This window comes from Streptantibioticus rubrisoli (genome assembly GCF_024436055.1).
GTDB classification, from domain to species: Bacteria; Actinomycetota; Actinomycetes; order Streptomycetales; family Streptomycetaceae; genus Streptantibioticus_A; species Streptantibioticus_A rubrisoli.
In genome coordinates this window covers 23,377-39,468 of the sequence record NZ_JANFNH010000018.1, presented here as the reverse complement: position 1 = coordinate 39,468, position 16,092 = coordinate 23,377, and the positions used below count along the sequence as shown (strand labels likewise).

12 protein-coding genes are annotated in these 16,092 nt (G+C 71.2%); 2 read left to right on the top strand and 10 right to left on the bottom strand.

Annotated elements, in window-relative coordinates; genetic code table 11:
• Nucleotides 1-275 precede the first annotated feature (275 nt).
• Complete coding sequence (locus NON19_RS16930; protein WP_255928952.1) at nucleotides 276-1,829, bottom strand: PucR family transcriptional regulator; 1,554 nt, start codon at nucleotides 1,827-1,829, stop codon at nucleotides 276-278.
• Between the two features lie 36 nt (nucleotides 1,830-1,865).
• The gene (locus tag NON19_RS16925) at nucleotides 1,866-3,953 is read right to left on the bottom strand and encodes a type IV secretory system conjugative DNA transfer family protein (protein ID WP_255928950.1); all 2,088 of its coding nucleotides are present in this window, start codon (nucleotides 3,951-3,953) and stop codon (nucleotides 1,866-1,868) included.
• A gap of 201 nt (nucleotides 3,954-4,154) precedes the next feature.
• Here NON19_RS16925 and gabT point away from each other — a divergent pair, with 201 nt between their 5' ends.
• Together gabT and NON19_RS16915 are read left to right on the top strand one after the other, a co-directional pair.
• Nucleotides 4,155-5,516 (top strand): 4-aminobutyrate--2-oxoglutarate transaminase, encoded by a 1,362-nt coding sequence (gabT, locus tag NON19_RS16920; RefSeq protein WP_255928948.1) that lies wholly within the window; start codon nucleotides 4,155-4,157, stop codon nucleotides 5,514-5,516.
• 376 nt (nucleotides 5,517-5,892) lie between these two features.
• Complete coding sequence (locus NON19_RS16915; protein ID WP_255928946.1) at nucleotides 5,893-6,495, top strand: phosphatase PAP2 family protein; 603 nt, start codon at nucleotides 5,893-5,895, stop codon at nucleotides 6,493-6,495.
• Here NON19_RS16915 and NON19_RS16910 read toward each other — a convergent pair.
• The 8 genes from NON19_RS16910 to NON19_RS16875 all read right to left on the bottom strand — a co-directional run bounded on the left by NON19_RS16910 (nucleotide 6,467) and on the right by NON19_RS16875 (nucleotide 16,008).
• Complete coding sequence (locus NON19_RS16910) at nucleotides 6,467-7,972, bottom strand: CoA-acylating methylmalonate-semialdehyde dehydrogenase (protein ID WP_255928944.1); 1,506 nt, start codon at nucleotides 7,970-7,972, stop codon at nucleotides 6,467-6,469. The genes NON19_RS16915 and NON19_RS16910 overlap by 29 nt on opposite strands.
• Nucleotides 7,973-8,088: 116 nt before the next feature.
• Nucleotides 8,089-8,541, bottom strand: coding sequence for a hypothetical protein (locus tag NON19_RS16905; RefSeq protein WP_255928942.1), 453 nt, complete (start codon nucleotides 8,539-8,541; stop codon nucleotides 8,089-8,091).
• Between the two features lie 270 nt (nucleotides 8,542-8,811).
• Nucleotides 8,812-10,206, bottom strand: a complete 1,395-nt coding sequence (locus NON19_RS16900; protein ID WP_255928940.1) for an NAD(P)/FAD-dependent oxidoreductase — start codon at nucleotides 10,204-10,206, stop codon at nucleotides 8,812-8,814.
• A 46-nt stretch (nucleotides 10,207-10,252) separates the two neighbouring features.
• Nucleotides 10,253-11,125: an ABC transporter permease gene (locus NON19_RS16895; protein WP_372514167.1), complete on the bottom strand. Its 873-nt coding sequence runs from the start codon at nucleotides 11,123-11,125 to the stop codon at nucleotides 10,253-10,255.
• Nucleotides 11,125-12,057 carry an ABC transporter permease gene (locus tag NON19_RS16890; RefSeq protein WP_255928938.1) on the bottom strand — a complete coding sequence of 311 codons (933 nt, stop codon included), beginning with the start codon at nucleotides 12,055-12,057 and terminating at the stop codon, nucleotides 11,125-11,127. The genes NON19_RS16895 and NON19_RS16890 overlap by 1 nt, the downstream gene beginning before the upstream one ends.
• Nucleotides 12,054-13,205 (bottom strand): ABC transporter ATP-binding protein, encoded by a 1,152-nt coding sequence (locus NON19_RS16885; protein ID WP_255928936.1) that lies wholly within the window; start codon nucleotides 13,203-13,205, stop codon nucleotides 12,054-12,056. The genes NON19_RS16890 and NON19_RS16885 overlap by 4 nt, the downstream gene beginning before the upstream one ends.
• A gap of 28 nt (nucleotides 13,206-13,233) precedes the next feature.
• On the bottom strand, nucleotides 13,234-14,478 hold the full coding sequence (locus tag NON19_RS16880; RefSeq protein ID WP_255928934.1) for an ABC transporter substrate-binding protein: 1,245 nt from the start codon (nucleotides 14,476-14,478) through the stop codon (nucleotides 13,234-13,236).
• Between the two features lie 3 nt (nucleotides 14,479-14,481).
• Nucleotides 14,482-16,008, bottom strand: coding sequence for a gamma-aminobutyraldehyde dehydrogenase (locus tag NON19_RS16875; protein ID WP_255928932.1), 1,527 nt, complete (start codon nucleotides 16,006-16,008; stop codon nucleotides 14,482-14,484).
• Between the last annotated feature and the right edge of the window lie 84 nt (nucleotides 16,009-16,092).

Sequence of the window (16,092 nt, the reverse complement as noted above, 5' to 3'; positions counted from 1 at the left end):
TGGGGCGGATCGGGGTTGTCCGTGTGGGAGTGCGGTTCGGCGCGGGTGCGCCGAATTGGCGTACGGGATGGTCTTTCGGGAGCGGGTCCGGGGGTGGGGTGTGCCCTGCCCACAACGGGGGCGGCTAGGCGCTTCGCTGGGAGTGCCGCGAGGTGCCGTCGATCGGCTGCACCACCATCGTGGCTGGTCGCGCCCACGCGGCGGAGCCGCACATGAACCCAGTCCCGCGCCCCTTCGGGGCGCCACCGAACCGCGGCCGACTTCGCCCGACCTGCTTAGCCGTCGGACTTCAGGGCGAGCCACAGCTCCATGCGGACGTCCGGGTCGTCCAGGGAGCGGCCCAGGATCTCCTCGACCCGGCGCATCCGGTAGCGCAGTGTGTGCCGGTGCACCCCGAGGTCGGCGGCCGCGGCGTCCCACTGGCCGTGCCGGGACAGCCAGGCCCGCAGCGAGCGGACCAGGTCGCCGCGTGAGGTGGCGTCGTGGTCGTGCAGCGGGCGCAGCAGCCCCTCGGCGAACGCCCTGACCGCCTCGTCGCCCAGCAGCGGAAGAATCGATCCGGCACCGACCTCGCCGTGCTCCACCAGTGCCCGCCCCCTGCGCCGCGCCACGGCCAGCGCCCGCTCGGCCTGGCCTCCCGCGGCGGGCACCGCGTCCGCCGACGCCGCCGCCGAGAGCCCGGCGGCCAACTCCTCGGCGGCGCCGACGAGTTCGGCGCAGGCCGCCAGCACCGCTCCCCCGTCGGCGGCCAGCACGGTCAGCCGTGGCCCGTCCAGTTCGGCCAGCAGCGGCTCGGCCGCCCTGGCGGCGGCCGCCTCCACCTGGTCGGCCAGCAGCGCCAGGGCGGCCTGCGGATCGTCCCGCTCGGCCCGGTCCTGCCGCGGCGCGGGCTGTACGACGAGCACCCGCACCGGCCGCTCCAGCAGCGTGCCGTAGCGGCGGCCCGCCACGGTACGGGCGTGGCCGGACTCGCCCGCCAGCAGCATCCGCAGCAGCGCCGCGCCGAACCGCCGCTCGGCGTCCTGCAGGCTGCCGGACTGCTCCAGGGACAGGGTGAGCAGCGCGACCGCCGCCTGCACCACATAGCGGTCCGAGGTCTCCAGCCGCTCCGCGGTGCCCACCGCCAGGAAGCCGCGCGGGCGCCGCCCGGTGCCCAGCGACTGGATCTCCACCCGGTCGTCCGTACCGCCGGGACCCGCCACCGCGGCACTGGCCGGGGCGGGCCGGGCCCGCAGCCGCTCGATCTCGCCGCCCAGCCGGGCCGCGCGCCGCCCGGCCCAGTCCGGCGAGGCGGCGACCACCGCGCCGGACGCGTCGTACAGCGCCGCCCAGCCGTCGAGGTGCGCGGCCAGCCGGGACAGCAGCGCGCCGGTGCCGTCCGGGGCGAGGGCGGCCCGGGTCAGCTCGCGCTGCGCCTCCAGGCTGGCGGTGACCGCCTTGTACTGCTCGGCCGCGATGGCCGCCGAGACCGCCTTGCTGATCGCGATGAACGGAGTCGGGCGGGGCACCCGCAGCAGCGGCAGCCCACGCTGCTCCGCGGCGCTGACCAGCGCCTCCGGCACCGCGTCATGCCCGAGCCCCACGCCGAAGCCCAGGCCTACCACCCCGGCGTCGGCCAGCCGGTACACGTACGCGCGCAGCGCCTCGGCGTCGGTGCCGAGCTTCAGCCCGGTGGTGAGCAGCAGTTCGCCGCCCTCCAGGTACGGGGTGGGGTCGTCCAGTTCACTGGTATGCACCCAGCGCACGGGGGCGTCCAACCGGTCGCCTCCGGCCAGGACGGTCAGCTTGAGCGCGGAGGCGCGCACGAGGGAGGCGAGGGTGGGTGGCATGGCGTTACCGATTCTGCCTCACCCGTCAGCGTTGCCTCATCCCCACAGATCGACCAGTACCGGCGGCGAGCTGTCACCCCCGACCGAGGTCAGCGAGGCGACCGCGTGGCCGGGCGGGACGTGGTTGGCCAGGTCGGAGGCGGACCAGCGCTCCCGCTCCACCCGCCGCACGGTGACCGACTCGGTGGTCGCCGCCTCTCCGGTGAACAACCGCCGGACGCCGCGCAGCGTGCGCTTGATGATCCCGCCGGAGAAGTCCGGGGTGCGGGTCACATCGCTCTCCTCGACCCAGGTGGTGCCCCAGGCCTCGGCGAACCGCTTGCCGTCCCAGGTGTTCAGCCCGGACAGCGCGACCTTGCACCCGGCCGCGCCCAGCAGCGCCGAGCGCAGCGCCTCCGGCACGTCGTCAAGACCGCGCAGGGCCAGCACGGCGCCCGCGTGTGCCGAGCGCAGCCGCTGCAGCCCGCGCACCGCCTCGGTGGTGACGGTGTGCGCGGCGTCGTCCAGCACCAGGCAGGCGAACAGCGAACGGTCGGTACGGGCGGTGGCGGCGGCGGTGAACTGCGCGAGCAGCAGCCGGGTGAGCATCCGGGACGCCTCGGCGTGCCCGCGCTCCGGCAGGTCGACGCGCACCCGCAGCGGGTGCTCCAGCGAGTTCAGCGCGAACGGCCGGGTGCGACCGGTGACGTCGAAGAACCCGGCGAAGGCGGGCCGGTCCAGCAGCGCCACCCGGTCGGCGAGCAGGGCGCCGATGTCGCCGGGGCGGCCCGACTGCCGTTCCCTGGCGGCGAGTTCCCTCACCCAGGCGTGCTCACCGGACTCGTCCAGCACCTCGCGCAGTCCGGCCAGCGCCGCGGCGTTGCCGTCCAGCAGCTCACGCAGCTCGGGCACGGAGGGGAACCGGCGGTGGGCGGCGCGGTACGGGCCGAGGAGCTGCCCGAGCGCGGTGGCCGCGCGGCGGGGGTCGGCCTCCGGGCCCTCGAAGCCGTCCAGCAGCGCGGCGGCGAGGATGCCCGCCGCCTCGTCGGGGTCGGTGGTGCCGCCGTACAGGTCGAGGTCGTAGGCGGACGCCGGGTCACCGATCGCGATGACCACGTCGAACGCGTCGGCCGGTCCCAGGTCGGATCCCGCCGCACCGACGGCCACCACGGCCGCGGTCCCCGCCAGTGCCTGCAGGCACAGCGACTCGACCACCGGCCGCGCCACCCGGTGCGTCTTGCCAGAGCCGGGCGGCCCGACGACCAGCAGCGAGGTGCCCAGCAGCGCCGGGTCGAGCGCGACGCCCACACCCCGGTAGCGGTACGGGTTGCGCTCCGCGTCGACCGCCGTGCCGATCCGCACCTGGGCGGTGAGCAGGTCGTGCCGGGCGGCCCGGGCGGGCAGGTCGCGGGCGCCGGAGGGGTGCGCGCAGGCGGCGGCGCCGTGCCGCAGCACCGCGTCGGTGTAGGCGTTCAGCCGTGCGGAGTCGGCCCGCGCGGATCGCCAGGCACGGTGCAGCCGCACGTAGTCCACGTCGTTCAGCCGTCCCTCGCGGGTCTCGGCGGCCAGCCGCTCGGCCACCGCGGGCTGCCCGGCCTCCCGCAACTCCGGCCACCCCGCGGGGTCCACCTCGGGCGCCGGCACGGCTGCGGTTTGGGGGGCGCGGGGGCGGGTGAGGGGGGTGAGGACGAAGCGGCGGAGGACTTCACCCCATCGACCAAGGCGCCCGAAGATCCACACGATGGCCAAACCGATCGCCCCGAACAGCGCAATGCTGAACAGCCCTGCCAGGTACCGATTTCCACCACCGGACGGCCACGAGTCCGGCACAACCCACAGGACCACGCTGACCACCGGCAGGTAGCCGTTCCAAATGAGCGACCACAGCAGCGCAGCGCACAGTGCTGACCAAATCGCCCCCCCGACCAGCTTTCGATTGGCCACCCGCTCCGGCTCCTCCGGGGGCCGGGGCACGTGCCCGTACGCGTAGATGCCCGGGGCGTCGGCGTGCCGCGGGGTGCGCAGCCAGGTCTCGACGGGGTTGGTGGGCGGCGCCTGCGGCATCGGCGGTGGGGTGGCCGGTCGCGGAACGGAGGGCACCGCCGGGGCGGTTTCGCGGTAGCCGTGCGTGCCGTCGATGTCCATGTAATCGCTGTCCCTCGCCCTGACCAGCCGACCTTGTTCCCGGTGTCGCTCAATGTAGTGGAGGCGGTACGCCAGGCCGAGTGGCCGACTGGCCGTCGCGTCGAAGAGGCCTGGGCGACTGCTACCGAACGGCGTATGCGGAGCCCGGTCGCCGAGGCTTAGCCTGCGGTAAAAGACCGTGATCGCAAGGAGTTAGCCCCCATGACCGAACTGTCCGGCGGCCCCGCCCTGCCCCAGGAGCGGCGTCTCGTCACCTCGATTCCCGGTCCGAAGTCCCAGGAGCTGCTGGCCCGCAAGACCGCGACGGTCGCGAACGGCGTGGGCACGACGCTGCCGGTGTTCGTCACCCGCGCGGGCGGCGGTGTGCTGGAGGACGTGGACGGCAACTCGCTGATCGACTTCGGCTCCGGCATCGCGGTCACCTCGGTGGGCAACAGCGCCGAGGCCGTGGTGCGGCGCGCCACCGAGCAGTTGGCCGCCTTCACCCACACCTGTTTCATGGTCACGCCCTACGAGGGCTATGTGGAGGTCTGTGAGCGGCTCGCCGAGCTGACCCCGGGCGACCACGCCAAGAAGTCGGCGCTGTTCAACTCCGGTGCCGAGGCTGTGGAGAACGCGGTGAAGATCGCCCGCGCCTACACCAAGCGCCAGGCGGTCGTGGTGTTCGACCACGGCTACCACGGCCGTACCAACCTCACGATGGCGCTGACCGCCAAGAACATGCCGTACAAGCACGGTTTCGGCCCGTTCGCGCCCGAGGTCTACCGGGTGCCGCTGGCCTACCCGTTCCGCTGGCCGACCGGTGCGGACAACTGCGCCGAGCAGGCCGCCGCCCAGGCGATCGACCAGATCAGCAAGCAGGTGGGCGCGGAGAACGTGGCCGCGATCGTGATCGAGCCGATCGCCGGTGAGGGCGGCTTCATCGAGCCCGCCAAGGGCTTCCTGCCGCGGATCGCCCAGTTCGCCAAGGACAACGGCATCGTCTTCGTGGCGGACGAGATCCAGACCGGCTTCTGCCGCACCGGCCAGTGGTTCGCCTGCGAGGACGAGGGTGTCGTCCCGGACCTCATCACCACGGCGAAGGGCATCGCGGGCGGGCTGCCGCTGGCCGCGGTCACCGGCCGCGCGGAGATCATGGACGCGGCCCACGCGGGTGGCCTCGGCGGCACCTACGGCGGCAACCCGGTGGCGTGCGCGGCGGCGCTCGGCTCGATCGAGACGATGCGCGAGCTGGACCTGAACGCCAAGGCCAAGCGGATCGAGGAGGTCATGAAGGGCCGACTCACCGCGCTGGCCGAGAAGTTCGACATCATCGGCGATGTGCGCGGCCGCGGCGCGATGATCGCCATCGAACTCGTCAAGTCCGGAACCCGGAACGGGGCGAAGACCCCCAACCCCGAGGCGACCGCCGCCGTCGCCAAGGCGTGCCACGCCGAGGGGCTGGTGGTCTTGACCTGTGGCACCTACGGCAACGTGCTGCGGTTCCTGCCGCCGCTGGTGATCGGCGAGGACCTGCTGACCGAGGGCCTGGACATCATCGAGCGGGCGTTCGGCACCCTCTGATCAGCGACGACACGTCGCGGAACGCGGCGGGCCAGTGGTGTTGTGCGCCCAGGTGAAGAACCTGTGCGGGCCTGATGTAGGGAACGGTGACCCCACTGACTGCCGCCTCTTGTGTGACGTACGGTCGTGCCAGATGAAAGAACCACCCCGGCCGCGGGAGACCGCGGGCGACATCCCGTCGACGACTCCCCATCGTCGATACGGCAGTGCCCTCGCGCACGAAACCGCCGGTGCCGCAAGCTCCGGCAATCCTCGCCGATCGGTCGGCCGCTCGTCCCAAACCCCCCGGGACCAGCGGTCCGGCGATCGTCCCGACCGCCCCGGAACTCTCCCCCCTGTTCCGGGGCGGTCAGCTGTCGCCAGCGGCCTGTGCGCGATGCTGTTCGCCCTGCTGACCTGGCAGGTCGCGGCGCACGGCGTGCTGTACCGGTGGGACGTCCGGGTCGACGCGGCGGCGTTGCGGTCCGCCGCGCACCACCAACCGCTGCGGCCCGCGGCCCAGTTGGTGGCCGATCTGGGCGACATCGGCGTCGCGGTTCCGGTGCTCGTGGTGGCCCTGGGATACGCCGCCTGGCGGCACCGCCGGGCGGGCGTACCGCGCTGGTGGCTGCCGTCCGCCGTGGGCGCGCTGGCGATGGCGGTGACCGCGCCACTGGTCGTACCGGTGAAGGATCTGCTCTCCCGCCCCGCTCCCGGCACCGCCCAACTCGTGGCGCACTCCGGGTACTTCCCGTCCGGGCACGCCGCGACGGCGGCCATGGCGTACGGGCTGGCCGTACTGCTCCTCACCGGTCCGCTCCAACGCGCGGCGGCACGGCGGCTGTTGGTGCTCGCCGCCGTGCTGCTGAACCTCGCGGTGGGTGCCGCGCTGGTGTGGCGCGGCTACCACTGGCCGCTGGACGTGGCGGCCAGTTGGTGCCTGAGCGGGGTGCTGCTCTGCCTCGCCCGCCTTACGAGTTGGTGGGGAACCCGAGGTTGATCCCGCCGTGCGACGGGTCCAGCCAGCGCTGGGTGACCGCCTTGCCGCGGGTGAAGAAGTGGACGCCCTCCTGGCCGTAGGCGTGGGTGTCACCGAACAGGCTGTTCTTCCAGCCGCCGAAGGAGTAGTAGGCGACCGGCACCGGGATCGGCACGTTGATGCCGACCATGCCGACCTCCACCTCGTGCTGGAACCGCCGGGCGGCGCCGCCGTCGTTGGTGAACAGCGCGGTGCCGTTGCCGTACGGGTTGGCGTTGATCAGCTCCAGGCCCTCGTCGTACGAGGGGACCCGCACCACCGAGAGCACCGGGCCGAAGATCTCGTCGTTGTAGACGGACATGCCGGGCTTGACGTGGTCGAAGAGGGTCGGGCCGAGCCAGAAGCCGTCGACCGTGTCGTCGCCGGAGATCGGGTGCTTGCGGCCGTCGACGCAGAGCGTGGCGCCGTCGGCGACTCCGGCGTCCAGGTAGGAGGCCACCTTGTCCCGGTGGGCACCGGTGACCAGCGGGCCCATCTCGGAGTCGGGGGAGCAGCCGGGGCCGACCTTGAGGGTGGCCATCCGCTCCTTGATCTTCGCCACCAGTGCGTCGCCGATCGGGTCGACGGCGACCAGCACGGAGACCGCCATGCAGCGCTCACCGGCGGCGCCGAACCCGGCGTTGACGGCGGCGTCGGCGGCCAGGTCCAGGTCGGCGTCCGGCAGCACCAGCATGTGGTTCTTGGCACCGCCGAGGGCTTGTACCCGCTTGCCGTACCGGGTGCCGGTCTCGTACACGTAGCGGGCGATCGGGGTGGAGCCGACGAAGGAGACCGCCTTGATGTCGGGGTGTTCGAGCAGCCGGTCGACGGCGGCCTTGTCGCCGTGCACCACGTTGAAGACGCCGTCCGGCAGTCCGGCGCGCTGCCACAGCCGGGCGAGGAAGGTGGCGGCCGACGGGTCCTTCTCGGACGGCTTGAGCACCACGGTGTTACCGGCCGCGATGGCGATGGGGAAGAACCACATCGGCACCATGGCCGGGAAGTTGAACGGCGAGATGATCGCGACCGGGCCGAGCGGCTGGCGGATCGAGTAGACGTCGATGCCGGTGGAGGCCTGCTCGGTGAAGCCGCCCTTGAGCAACTGCGGGATGCCGCAGGCGTATTCGACGACCTCCAGGCCGCGGGCGATCTCGCCGAGCGCGTCCGAGTGCACCTTGCCGTGCTCGGCGACGATGATCGAGGCCAGTTCGTCGCGTTCGGCGTTCAGCAGCTCGCGGAAGGCGAACAGCACCTGGGTGCGCTTGGCGACCGAGGTGTGCCGCCACTGGCGGAACGCGGCGGCGGCCGCGCCGACCGCCTGGTCGACCTCGGCGATGGTCGCGAAGTCCACCTGGCCGGTGACCCGCCCGGTGGCCGGGTCGTACACGTCGCCCCGTCGTTCGGCGGTTCCGGTCCATTCCTGTCCGGAGATCCAGTGCGTGATGTGCTTGGTGGTCACGGCAGACCTTCCTGTTGACCGTTGTGTCGATCGAGCCGCTCGGAGCCTGCTGCCAGTGTCGCGAGCGGCTCCCGGCCGCCACAAGCACCAGTGTGTCGGCGCATCCGCGATCCGCTTTACAGTCCGTCGGCCGCGATCCGGGCCATCGCCTCGTGCATGGCCGTCTCCAGCAGCACCGGGTCGTTCAGGGTGCCCGACCCGTCCGGCGGCACCAGCCAGCGCACCCCGCCGCTGGCCCGGCCCGGGTACGGCACGACGATCCAGCTGCCGCGCCCGGCCGTGCGTACCCCGGTGCCCACCCAGCGGGCGGCCGTACCGGCCGGGACGAAGAAGCCGGTCCTGCGGTCCTCGAAGTCGCCGAGCACCGGCCCCGGCCGGTCGACGCACCGGGTGAGCACGTCCAGCGTCGGACAGCCCAGCCGACCACTGACGATCAGCACGTCCCAGAGCCTTCCGGCGGGCAGCAGCGTCACCCCGAGCGGGTTGCGCTCCCACTCCCACCAGCAGGTCCGCGGGTCCGGTGCCACCGACACCAGCCACTCCACCGCGGTCTTCGCCGCGCCGCCCATCTCATCCCTCCGATTCCCCGGCCGCGGCCGGATGCCCCCGTCATGGAGGAGAGGGGGCACCGGGCGCGGCATTACGCGGGTTGGGAGGGGATTTTCCCGAACCGGCCGACACAGGTTCGCAGGTCTTGACTTCGACGGCCGCGGCGGGTTCGGCGGCGCCCTGAAAGGGCGTAGGGCTGGGTTCATGTGCGGCTCCGCCGCGTGGGCGCGACCAGCCGCAACGGTGTTGCAGATGGTCGACGGCGCATCGCCGCGGCGCCAGCGCAGCGCCTAGCTGTCGAAGCCGAGCCCGACCTTGTCCATGGCCTTCAGCCACAGGTTGCGCCGCCCGCCGTTGCGGTCCGCACGCGCCAAAGACCTGCGGGTCAGCTCAATGCCCGCCCAGGCGAAGGGCTCTGGAGGAAAGGGCAGCGGCCGACTGCGCACCATCTCCAACTCGGTGCGCTCGGTGCGCTCGCCCGCCAGCAGGTCCAGCATCACCTCCGCGCCGAACCGGGTGGCGCCCACCCCGAGCCCGGTGTAGCCGAGCGCATAGCCGACCCGGCCGCCGTGCGCGGTGCCGTAGAACGCGGAGAAACGCGAGCAGGTGTCGATCGCACCGCCCCACGTATGAGTGAACCGCAAGCCCTCCAACTGCGGGAAGCAGGTGAAGAACTGGGCGGCGAGTTTACGGAAGGTCTCCGGCCGCTGGTCGTGTTCGGCGGCCACCCGCTTGCCGAACTTGTAGATGGCGTCGTATCCGCCCCACAGGATGCGGTTGTCGGCGGTCAGCCGGAAGTAGTGGAACTGGTTGGCGCCGTCGCCGAGTCCCTGCCGCCGCTTCCAGCCGATCGACGCCAACTGGCCCTCGCTCAGCGGCTCGGTGACCATCGCGTAGTCGTACACCGGCACCACGTACGACCGCAGCCGCTTGACCAGGGACGGGAACACCCCGGAGCCGAGCGCCACCCGGCGGGCGAAGACCCGGCCGTAGCCGGTGCGCACCGCCATGCCGCCGCCGTTGGGGGTCATGGCGGTGGCCCGGGTGTGCTCGTGGATGCGTACTCCCAGCGACTCGCAGGCGCGCTTGAGTCCCCAGGCGAGCTTCGCCGGGTGCAGCATCGCGACGCCGTCGCGGTCCCACAGTCCGCCGGCGAAGGTCGGCGAGTCGACCTCGGCGCGCATCGCGTCCCGGTCGAGCAGTTCGAGGTGGACGCCGAGTCCTGCGGCCCGCTGTGCCAGCTCGTGCAGTTCGTCGAGCTGGTACGGCTCGGTGGCCACGTCGATCTCGCCGGTGCGCTCGAAGTCGCAGTCGATGCCGTAGCGGGCGACGGCCGCCTCGATCTCGTCGAGGTTGTGGGCACCGAGCTGTTGCAGCTTGCCCAGTTCCTCGGGCCAGCGCTCGAGTCCGTTGCCGATCCCGTGGGTCAACGAGGCGGCGCAGAAGCCGCCGTTGCGCCCGGTGGCCGCCCAGCCGACCTCATTGCCCTCGATCAGCACCACCTCGCGCGAGGGGTCGCGCTCCTTGGCGATCAGGGCGGTCCACAGTCCCGAGTAGCCACCGCCGACGACCAGCAGATCGCAGTGCTCGTCCCCGACCAGCGCGGGGTTCGCCCGCGGCCTGCCGGGATCCTCCAGCCAGAAGGGGGTGGGCTGCGCGTCAGCGAGCGAATGGGCAGGGTCCATGCGGTATCACTGCTTTCCCAGTGCTTCGCGGATTTTCCTTGTGCCGTCAGCGACGGGCGGTCCTGGCCCGGCCGACGAGCTGCGAGAGGGCGATGACGGTCATCGTGCCCAGCAGCATCAGTGAACCGATGACGTCGATCTGAGCCGGGTAGGCACGCTGCACCGAGCCCCAGACGTACATCGGGAAGGTTTCCAGGTTGCCCGCGGTGAAGACGGTGATGATGTAGTCGTCCACCGACAGGGCGAAGGCCAGCAGCGCGGCGGCGGCGATGCCGGGCGCCACCAGCGGCAGGGTGACGTGGCGGAAGGTCTGTGCCGGGCTGGCGTACAGGTCCTGGGCGGCTCGCTCCAGGGTCGGGTCCATGCCGGCCAGCCGGGACTTGACGGTGACCACCACATAGCTGACGCAGAACATGACGTGGGCGATGGTGATGGTCCAAAAGCCCAGCGCGCCGGGGCCGACGGTGTTGAAGAACAGCGCGGCGAGAGTGGCGCCCATGACCACCTCGGGGGCTGCCATCGGCAGGAACAGCAGGGCGTTGACGCCGGAGCGGGCCTTGAAGCGGTACCGCACCATGGCGAAGGCGATCATCGTGCCGAGCAGCGTGGCCACGATGGTGGCGACCACGCCGACCTGCAGCGACAGGCCGATGCTGTGGCACATCTCGCTGTTGGCGCACGGGTGGCGCCAGGCGTCGAGGGAGAACTCGTTCCAGACGTAGTCGTACTTGCCCACCGGCCGGTTGAACGACATCCACAGGATGACCGCGTTGGGCAGCAGCATGAACACGAACACCACGATGGTGACGGCCAGCAGGGTGTGTTCGCGGATCCAGGCCAGCGGGGAGCGGCGGCGCGGCTCGGGTGCCGGGGTCGCGGCGGTGGTGCGGGCCGCGGGCGGGGCGGTCACGGTGCTCATCAGATCAGGTCCTCCGTCCCGGCCTTGCGGATGTAGCTCATCACCAGGACCAGGGTGCCGACCATCATCACGACCGAGATCGCGGAACCGACCGGGTAGCCCTGGGTGTTGCGGAGGAACAGGTCCTCGATCTTCTGGCCGACGACCCCGGTGTTGGGGTTGCCGAGGAGCTGGGCGTTGATGTAGTCGCCGACCGCGGGGATGAAGGTCAGCAGGGTGCCGCCGATGACGCCGGGCATGGACAGCGGCAGGGTGATCCGGCGCCAGGTGGTGAAGGTGTTGCAGTACAGGTCGTGTCCGGCCTCGTGCAGCCTGGGGTCGATCTTCTCCAGCGAGGTGTACAGCGGCAGGATGGTGAACGGCAGGAAGTTGTAGACCATGCCGCACACCACGGCGGCCGGGCTGGCCAGTACGTGGTCGCCCACGGTCCAGCCGAGCGCGGTGGTGAGCTTCAGGACGTGCAGGTCGCCCAGCAGCCGCACCAGCGGGCTGTTGTCGGCGAGGATGGTCTTCCAGGCGATGGTGCGGATCAGGAAGCTGGTGAAGGAGGGCACGATGACCAGCGCCATCAACAGGCTCTTCCACCTGCCGCCCTTGAAGGCGATGAAGTAGGCGACCGGGTAGCCGAGCAGCAGGCACAGCACGGTGCACAGCAGCGAGTACAGGCCCGAATGCAGGTATTGCGGGCCGAACTTGGTGACCGCGTCGACGTAGTTTGCCCAGTGCCAGGTGAGTTTGAAGCCGTCGTCGTAGTCGCCCTGCTGCACCGACGCCGACACCGAGGTGAGGATCGGCACCAGGAAGAAGACCACCAGCCACAGCAGTCCGGGCAGTAGCAGGATCCACGGCGTGAGGTTCCGGCGTGGCCTGCGCTCCTTCGGCGGCGGCTCAACGGGCTTCTCCGCAGCCGGAGTCGGAACAACAGCAGTCATGCGGCGTCCTCCTCCACGTCCGCGCCCGCCTCGATGTCCTGGCCGCCCTCCAGGCCGAAGCCCTGGCCGGGGTCCCAGAAGACGGTCACCTCGGCGCCGGGGCGCTGGATGGGCCGACCGGTGTTCTGCTCGAACACCGACAGCTCCTCGCCGGACGGCAGCTTGACCAGGTACTGGGTGGACACCCCGATGAACGAGGTGTCCAGCACGACCCCGCCGGTCAACTTGTTGTGGCCGGAGGGGACTTCCGCGTCGCAGGTGGCGATCTGCACCTTCTCCGGCCGCACCCCGAGGATCACCAGCCCGGAGCTGACCGGGCAGCGCGCCGCGTCGAGGGTGAGCCGCTGGCCGTGGGCGCTGATGGTGGCGGTGCCGCCGGTGACGCCCTCGACGGTGCCGGGTATCAGGTTGGACTGGCCGAGGAAGTTGGCCACGAAGGTGGTGCGCGGGTTCTCGTACAGCTGCGCGGGGGAGCCCATCTGCTCGATGCGGCCCGCGTTCATCACCGCGATGGTGTCGGCCATCGTCATGGCCTCCTCCTGGTCGTGGGTGACGTGCACGAACGTCAGGCCCACCTCCAGTTGGATGCGCTTGAGTTCGATCTGCATCTGGCGGCGCAGCTTGAGGTCGAGGGCGCCCAGCGGTTCGTCGAGCAGCAGCACCTGCGGCTGGTTGATCAGGGCGCGGGCGAGTGCGATGCGCTGCTGCTGGCCGCCGGAGAGCTGGTGCGGCTTGCGCTTGGCGACATGGCCGAGCTCCACCAGGTCCAGCATCTCCTCGACCGGCTTCCTGACGTCCCTGACACCGCGGCGGCGCAGGCCGAAGGCGACGTTCTCGTAGATGTCCAGGTGCGGGAAGAGCGCGTAGTTCTGGAAGACGGTGTTGACCGGCCGCCGGTACGGTTTGCGGTCGGTCACGTCCTCGTCGCCGAGGAAGATCTGGCCGACGGTGGGCTCCTCAAGCCCGGAGACCATGCGCAAGGTGGTGGTCTTGCCGCATCCCGAGGCGCCGAGCAGCGCGAAGAACGATCCCTGCGGGACCGTCAGGTTGAGGTCGTCCACGGCGGTGAACGAGCCGTAGCGCTTGGTCAGCCCGACCAGGCGCAGGTCGCCGCCCTCGGTGCGGCCGAGCACGTCGTTGGAGCTCATCAGGGGTCCTCTCCGATCCGTGGACGGTCTACTGGCCGGTGACCTGCTGGAAGCGGTTGGTGTAGTCGTTCAGCTGGGCGATGCTGACGGCCATGAAGCCGCGCGCCTTGTCCTGCATCGCCTGCGTGGGCACGATCAGCGGGACGGCCGCGGCGGTGGAGTCGAGCTTGCGCAACTCGTCCTCGGCGCCGCGCACCGAGGGGATGTAGTTGATGAAGTCATCGAGCGCGGCGGCCACTTGGGGCTGGAGGTAGTAGTTGAGCAGCTTCTCGGCGTTGGTCTTGTGCCGGGCGAAGTTGGGGATCACGCAGTTGTCGGACCAGGAGAGCATGCCTTCCTTCGGCAGGTCGAGGGTGACCAGGTTGGGCTTGCCCAACTGGGCCACGTCGCCGGAGTAGGCCATGGTCACCGCGGTGTTGCCCTGCTGGAAGTCGCTCAGGTAGTCGTTGCCGGTGAAGGATCGTATCTGCCCGCGGTCCTTGGCCCGGCGCACATACTCCAGCGCCTGGTTGAACTGGGCGTCGGTGAAGTGTTCCGGGTCGTGGCCCAGGGCGAGCAGCGCGATCGCGACGGTGTCCTCCATCTCGCTGAACAGCGAGACCTTGCCGTGCAGATCGGGCCGGGTGAAGACCTCGGCGAGCGAGGTGATCGGCTGCTTCACCAGGTTGGTGTTGTACGCGAAGGTGGTGTAGCCGTACGCCCAGGGGATGCTGAACCGGCGGCCGGGGTCGGTGGGGTCCTTGATCACCCGGGGCAGCAGCAGGGAGTGGTTGGGGATGTTCGTCAGGTCCAGTTCCTGGATGTAGTCGTAGGCGCGGTACTTGCCCACCATGTAGTCGCTGACGACCATCAGGTCGTAACCGGTGTCGATCCCCTTGACCAGCGATGGGTCGATCTTGGTGTACCAGTCGTTGTTGTCGTTGATCACCTCCAGGTACTGGACCTGGATGCCGGTCTGCTTCTCGAACGCCTCCAGCGTGGGGCGCCGGTTGGGGTTCTTGGGGTCGACGTCGATGTAGGACGGCCAGGTGGCGAAGACGACCTTCTTCTCGGTCGCCGAATAGTCCTTGCCCGCCTGCCCCTTCTCCTGCGCACCGGCCGGTACGACATGGCCGCGCACCCCACAGGCGGTGAGCGCCGCGGCGCCGGTGAGGCCGAGGCCGCCGGTGGCGGCGGCGCGCAGCAGGGTGCGGCGGCCGATCCGGGCGGCGGTGGATCGGGCTCGGGTGTGGTTGACGTACTGGGCGAGCTCGGTTGGGCTGGGGTTCGTCACGCGTCACCTGTCCCCGAAGATCGTGCGGTGCCAGTCTTTTCTCGCCACCGCCGTATTGTCGAACATGACGTGCTTGACCTGCGTGTACTCCTCGAAGGAGTAGGCGGACATGTCCTTGCCGAAGCCGGAGGACTTCGCTCCGCCGTGCGGCATCTCGCTGATGATCGGGATGTGGTCGTTGACCCACACACAGCCCGCCTTGATCTCGCGGGTGGCGCGGTGCGCCCGGAACACATCACGGGTCCACGCGGACGCGGCCAGTCCGTACGGGGTGTCGTTGGCCAGCCGCAGCCCCTCGTCGTCCCCGTCGAACGGCAGCACCACCAGCACCGGGCCGAAGATCTCCGCCTGCACGATCTCGCTGTCCTGCGGGGCCCCGGTGATCAGGGTCGGCCGGTAGTAGGCGCCCTTCCCGTCGGGGGCCGCGCCGCCGGTGACGACGGTGGCGTAGTCGCGGGCGCGCTTGACGAAGCCCGCGACCCGGTCCCGTTGGGCGTGGCTGATCAGCGGCCCGAGGTCGGTCGCCGGATCGAAGGGGTCGCCTAGGCGCACGGTGGCGAACAGGTCGGCGACGGCGGCCACGAAGGCGTCGTACAGCGGCCGTTGCACATAGGCGCGGGTCGCCGCGGTGCAGTCCTGGCCGGTGTTGATCAGCGCGCCCGCGACCGCGCCGTGCGCGGCGGCCTCCAGGTCGGCGTCGTCGAAGACCACGAACGGTGCCTTGCCGCCGAGTTCCAGGTGCAGCCGCTTGACGCCGCGGGTGGCGAGTTCGGCGACCCGTCGGCCGACGGCGGTGGAGCCGGTGAACGAGGTCATCGCGACGCCGGGGTGGCCGACCAGGTGCTCGCCCGCGTCCGGTCCAGTGCCGGTGACGACGTTGACGACGCCGTCCGGGATTCCGGCGTCGGTGGCCGCCTGGGCGAACATCAGCGAGGTGAGCGGGGTGAGTTCGGCGGGCTTGAGCACGATGGTGTTGCCCGCCGCGATGGCGGGCAGCACCTTCCAGGCGGCCATCTGCAGCGGGTAGTTCCACGGCGCGATGGAGCCGACCACGCCGACCGGCTCGCGGCGTACGTACGAGGTGTGGTCGCCGGAGTACTCCGCAGCCGCCTTGCCCTCCAACTGGCGGGAGGCACCGGCGAAGAACACGGTGTTGTCGACCGTGCCGGGCACGTCGAACTCGGTCGACAGCTTGATGGGCTTGCCGCACTGCAGCGACTCGGCCAGCGCGAGGTCGGCGGCGCGGGCGGACAGCGCGGCGGCGAAGCCGTGCAGGGCGTCGGAGCGTTCGCCCGGGGTGGCGCCCGCCCAGTCGGGCAGCGCCTGGGCGGCGGCGGTCACGGCGGCGTCCACGTCGGCGGCGCCTGCCAGTTCGTAGCCGCAGACGGTCTCGCCGGTGGCCGGGTCGACCACCGGATGCGTGCGGCCGGAGGAGCCGGAGCGCAGGCGTCCCGCGATGTACTGCGCTCGCCCGCCGAAACCTTCCGCCAGGGCGAGCGCGGCTTCGCGGCTGTGCTCCCTGTGGTCCATCGCGTTCTCCTCATATCGCCCGGCGGCGTAGCATCGGGCCGGGTTGGTGGCCGATCTTGGCAGAGTAGCCTTGCCTCAACAAGG

What these genes read in the sequence shown, in the direction of transcription:
- NON19_RS16930 (WP_255928952.1), bottom strand. Translation starts at nt 1,829, where the DNA reads ATGCCACCCACCCTCGCCTCCCTCGTGCGCGCCTCCGCGCTCAAGCTG.
- NON19_RS16925 (WP_255928950.1), bottom strand. Translation starts at nt 3,953, where the DNA reads ATGGACATCGACGGCACGCACGGCTACCGCGAAACCGCCCCGGCGGTG.
- gabT (WP_255928948.1), top strand. Translation starts at nt 4,155, where the DNA reads ATGACCGAACTGTCCGGCGGCCCCGCCCTGCCCCAGGAGCGGCGTCTC.
- NON19_RS16915 (WP_255928946.1), top strand. Translation starts at nt 5,893, where the DNA reads ATGCTGTTCGCCCTGCTGACCTGGCAGGTCGCGGCGCACGGCGTGCTG.
- NON19_RS16905 (WP_255928942.1), bottom strand. Translation starts at nt 8,541, where the DNA reads ATGGGCGGCGCGGCGAAGACCGCGGTGGAGTGGCTGGTGTCGGTGGCA.
- NON19_RS16900 (WP_255928940.1), bottom strand. Translation starts at nt 10,206, where the DNA reads ATGGACCCTGCCCATTCGCTCGCTGACGCGCAGCCCACCCCCTTCTGG.
- NON19_RS16895 (WP_372514167.1), bottom strand. Translation starts at nt 11,125, where the DNA reads ATGAGCACCGTGACCGCCCCGCCCGCGGCCCGCACCACCGCCGCGACC.
- NON19_RS16890 (WP_255928938.1), bottom strand. Translation starts at nt 12,057, where the DNA reads ATGACTGCTGTTGTTCCGACTCCGGCTGCGGAGAAGCCCGTTGAGCCG.
- NON19_RS16885 (WP_255928936.1), bottom strand. Translation starts at nt 13,205, where the DNA reads ATGAGCTCCAACGACGTGCTCGGCCGCACCGAGGGCGGCGACCTGCGC.
- NON19_RS16875 (WP_255928932.1), bottom strand. Translation starts at nt 16,008, where the DNA reads ATGGACCACAGGGAGCACAGCCGCGAAGCCGCGCTCGCCCTGGCGGAA.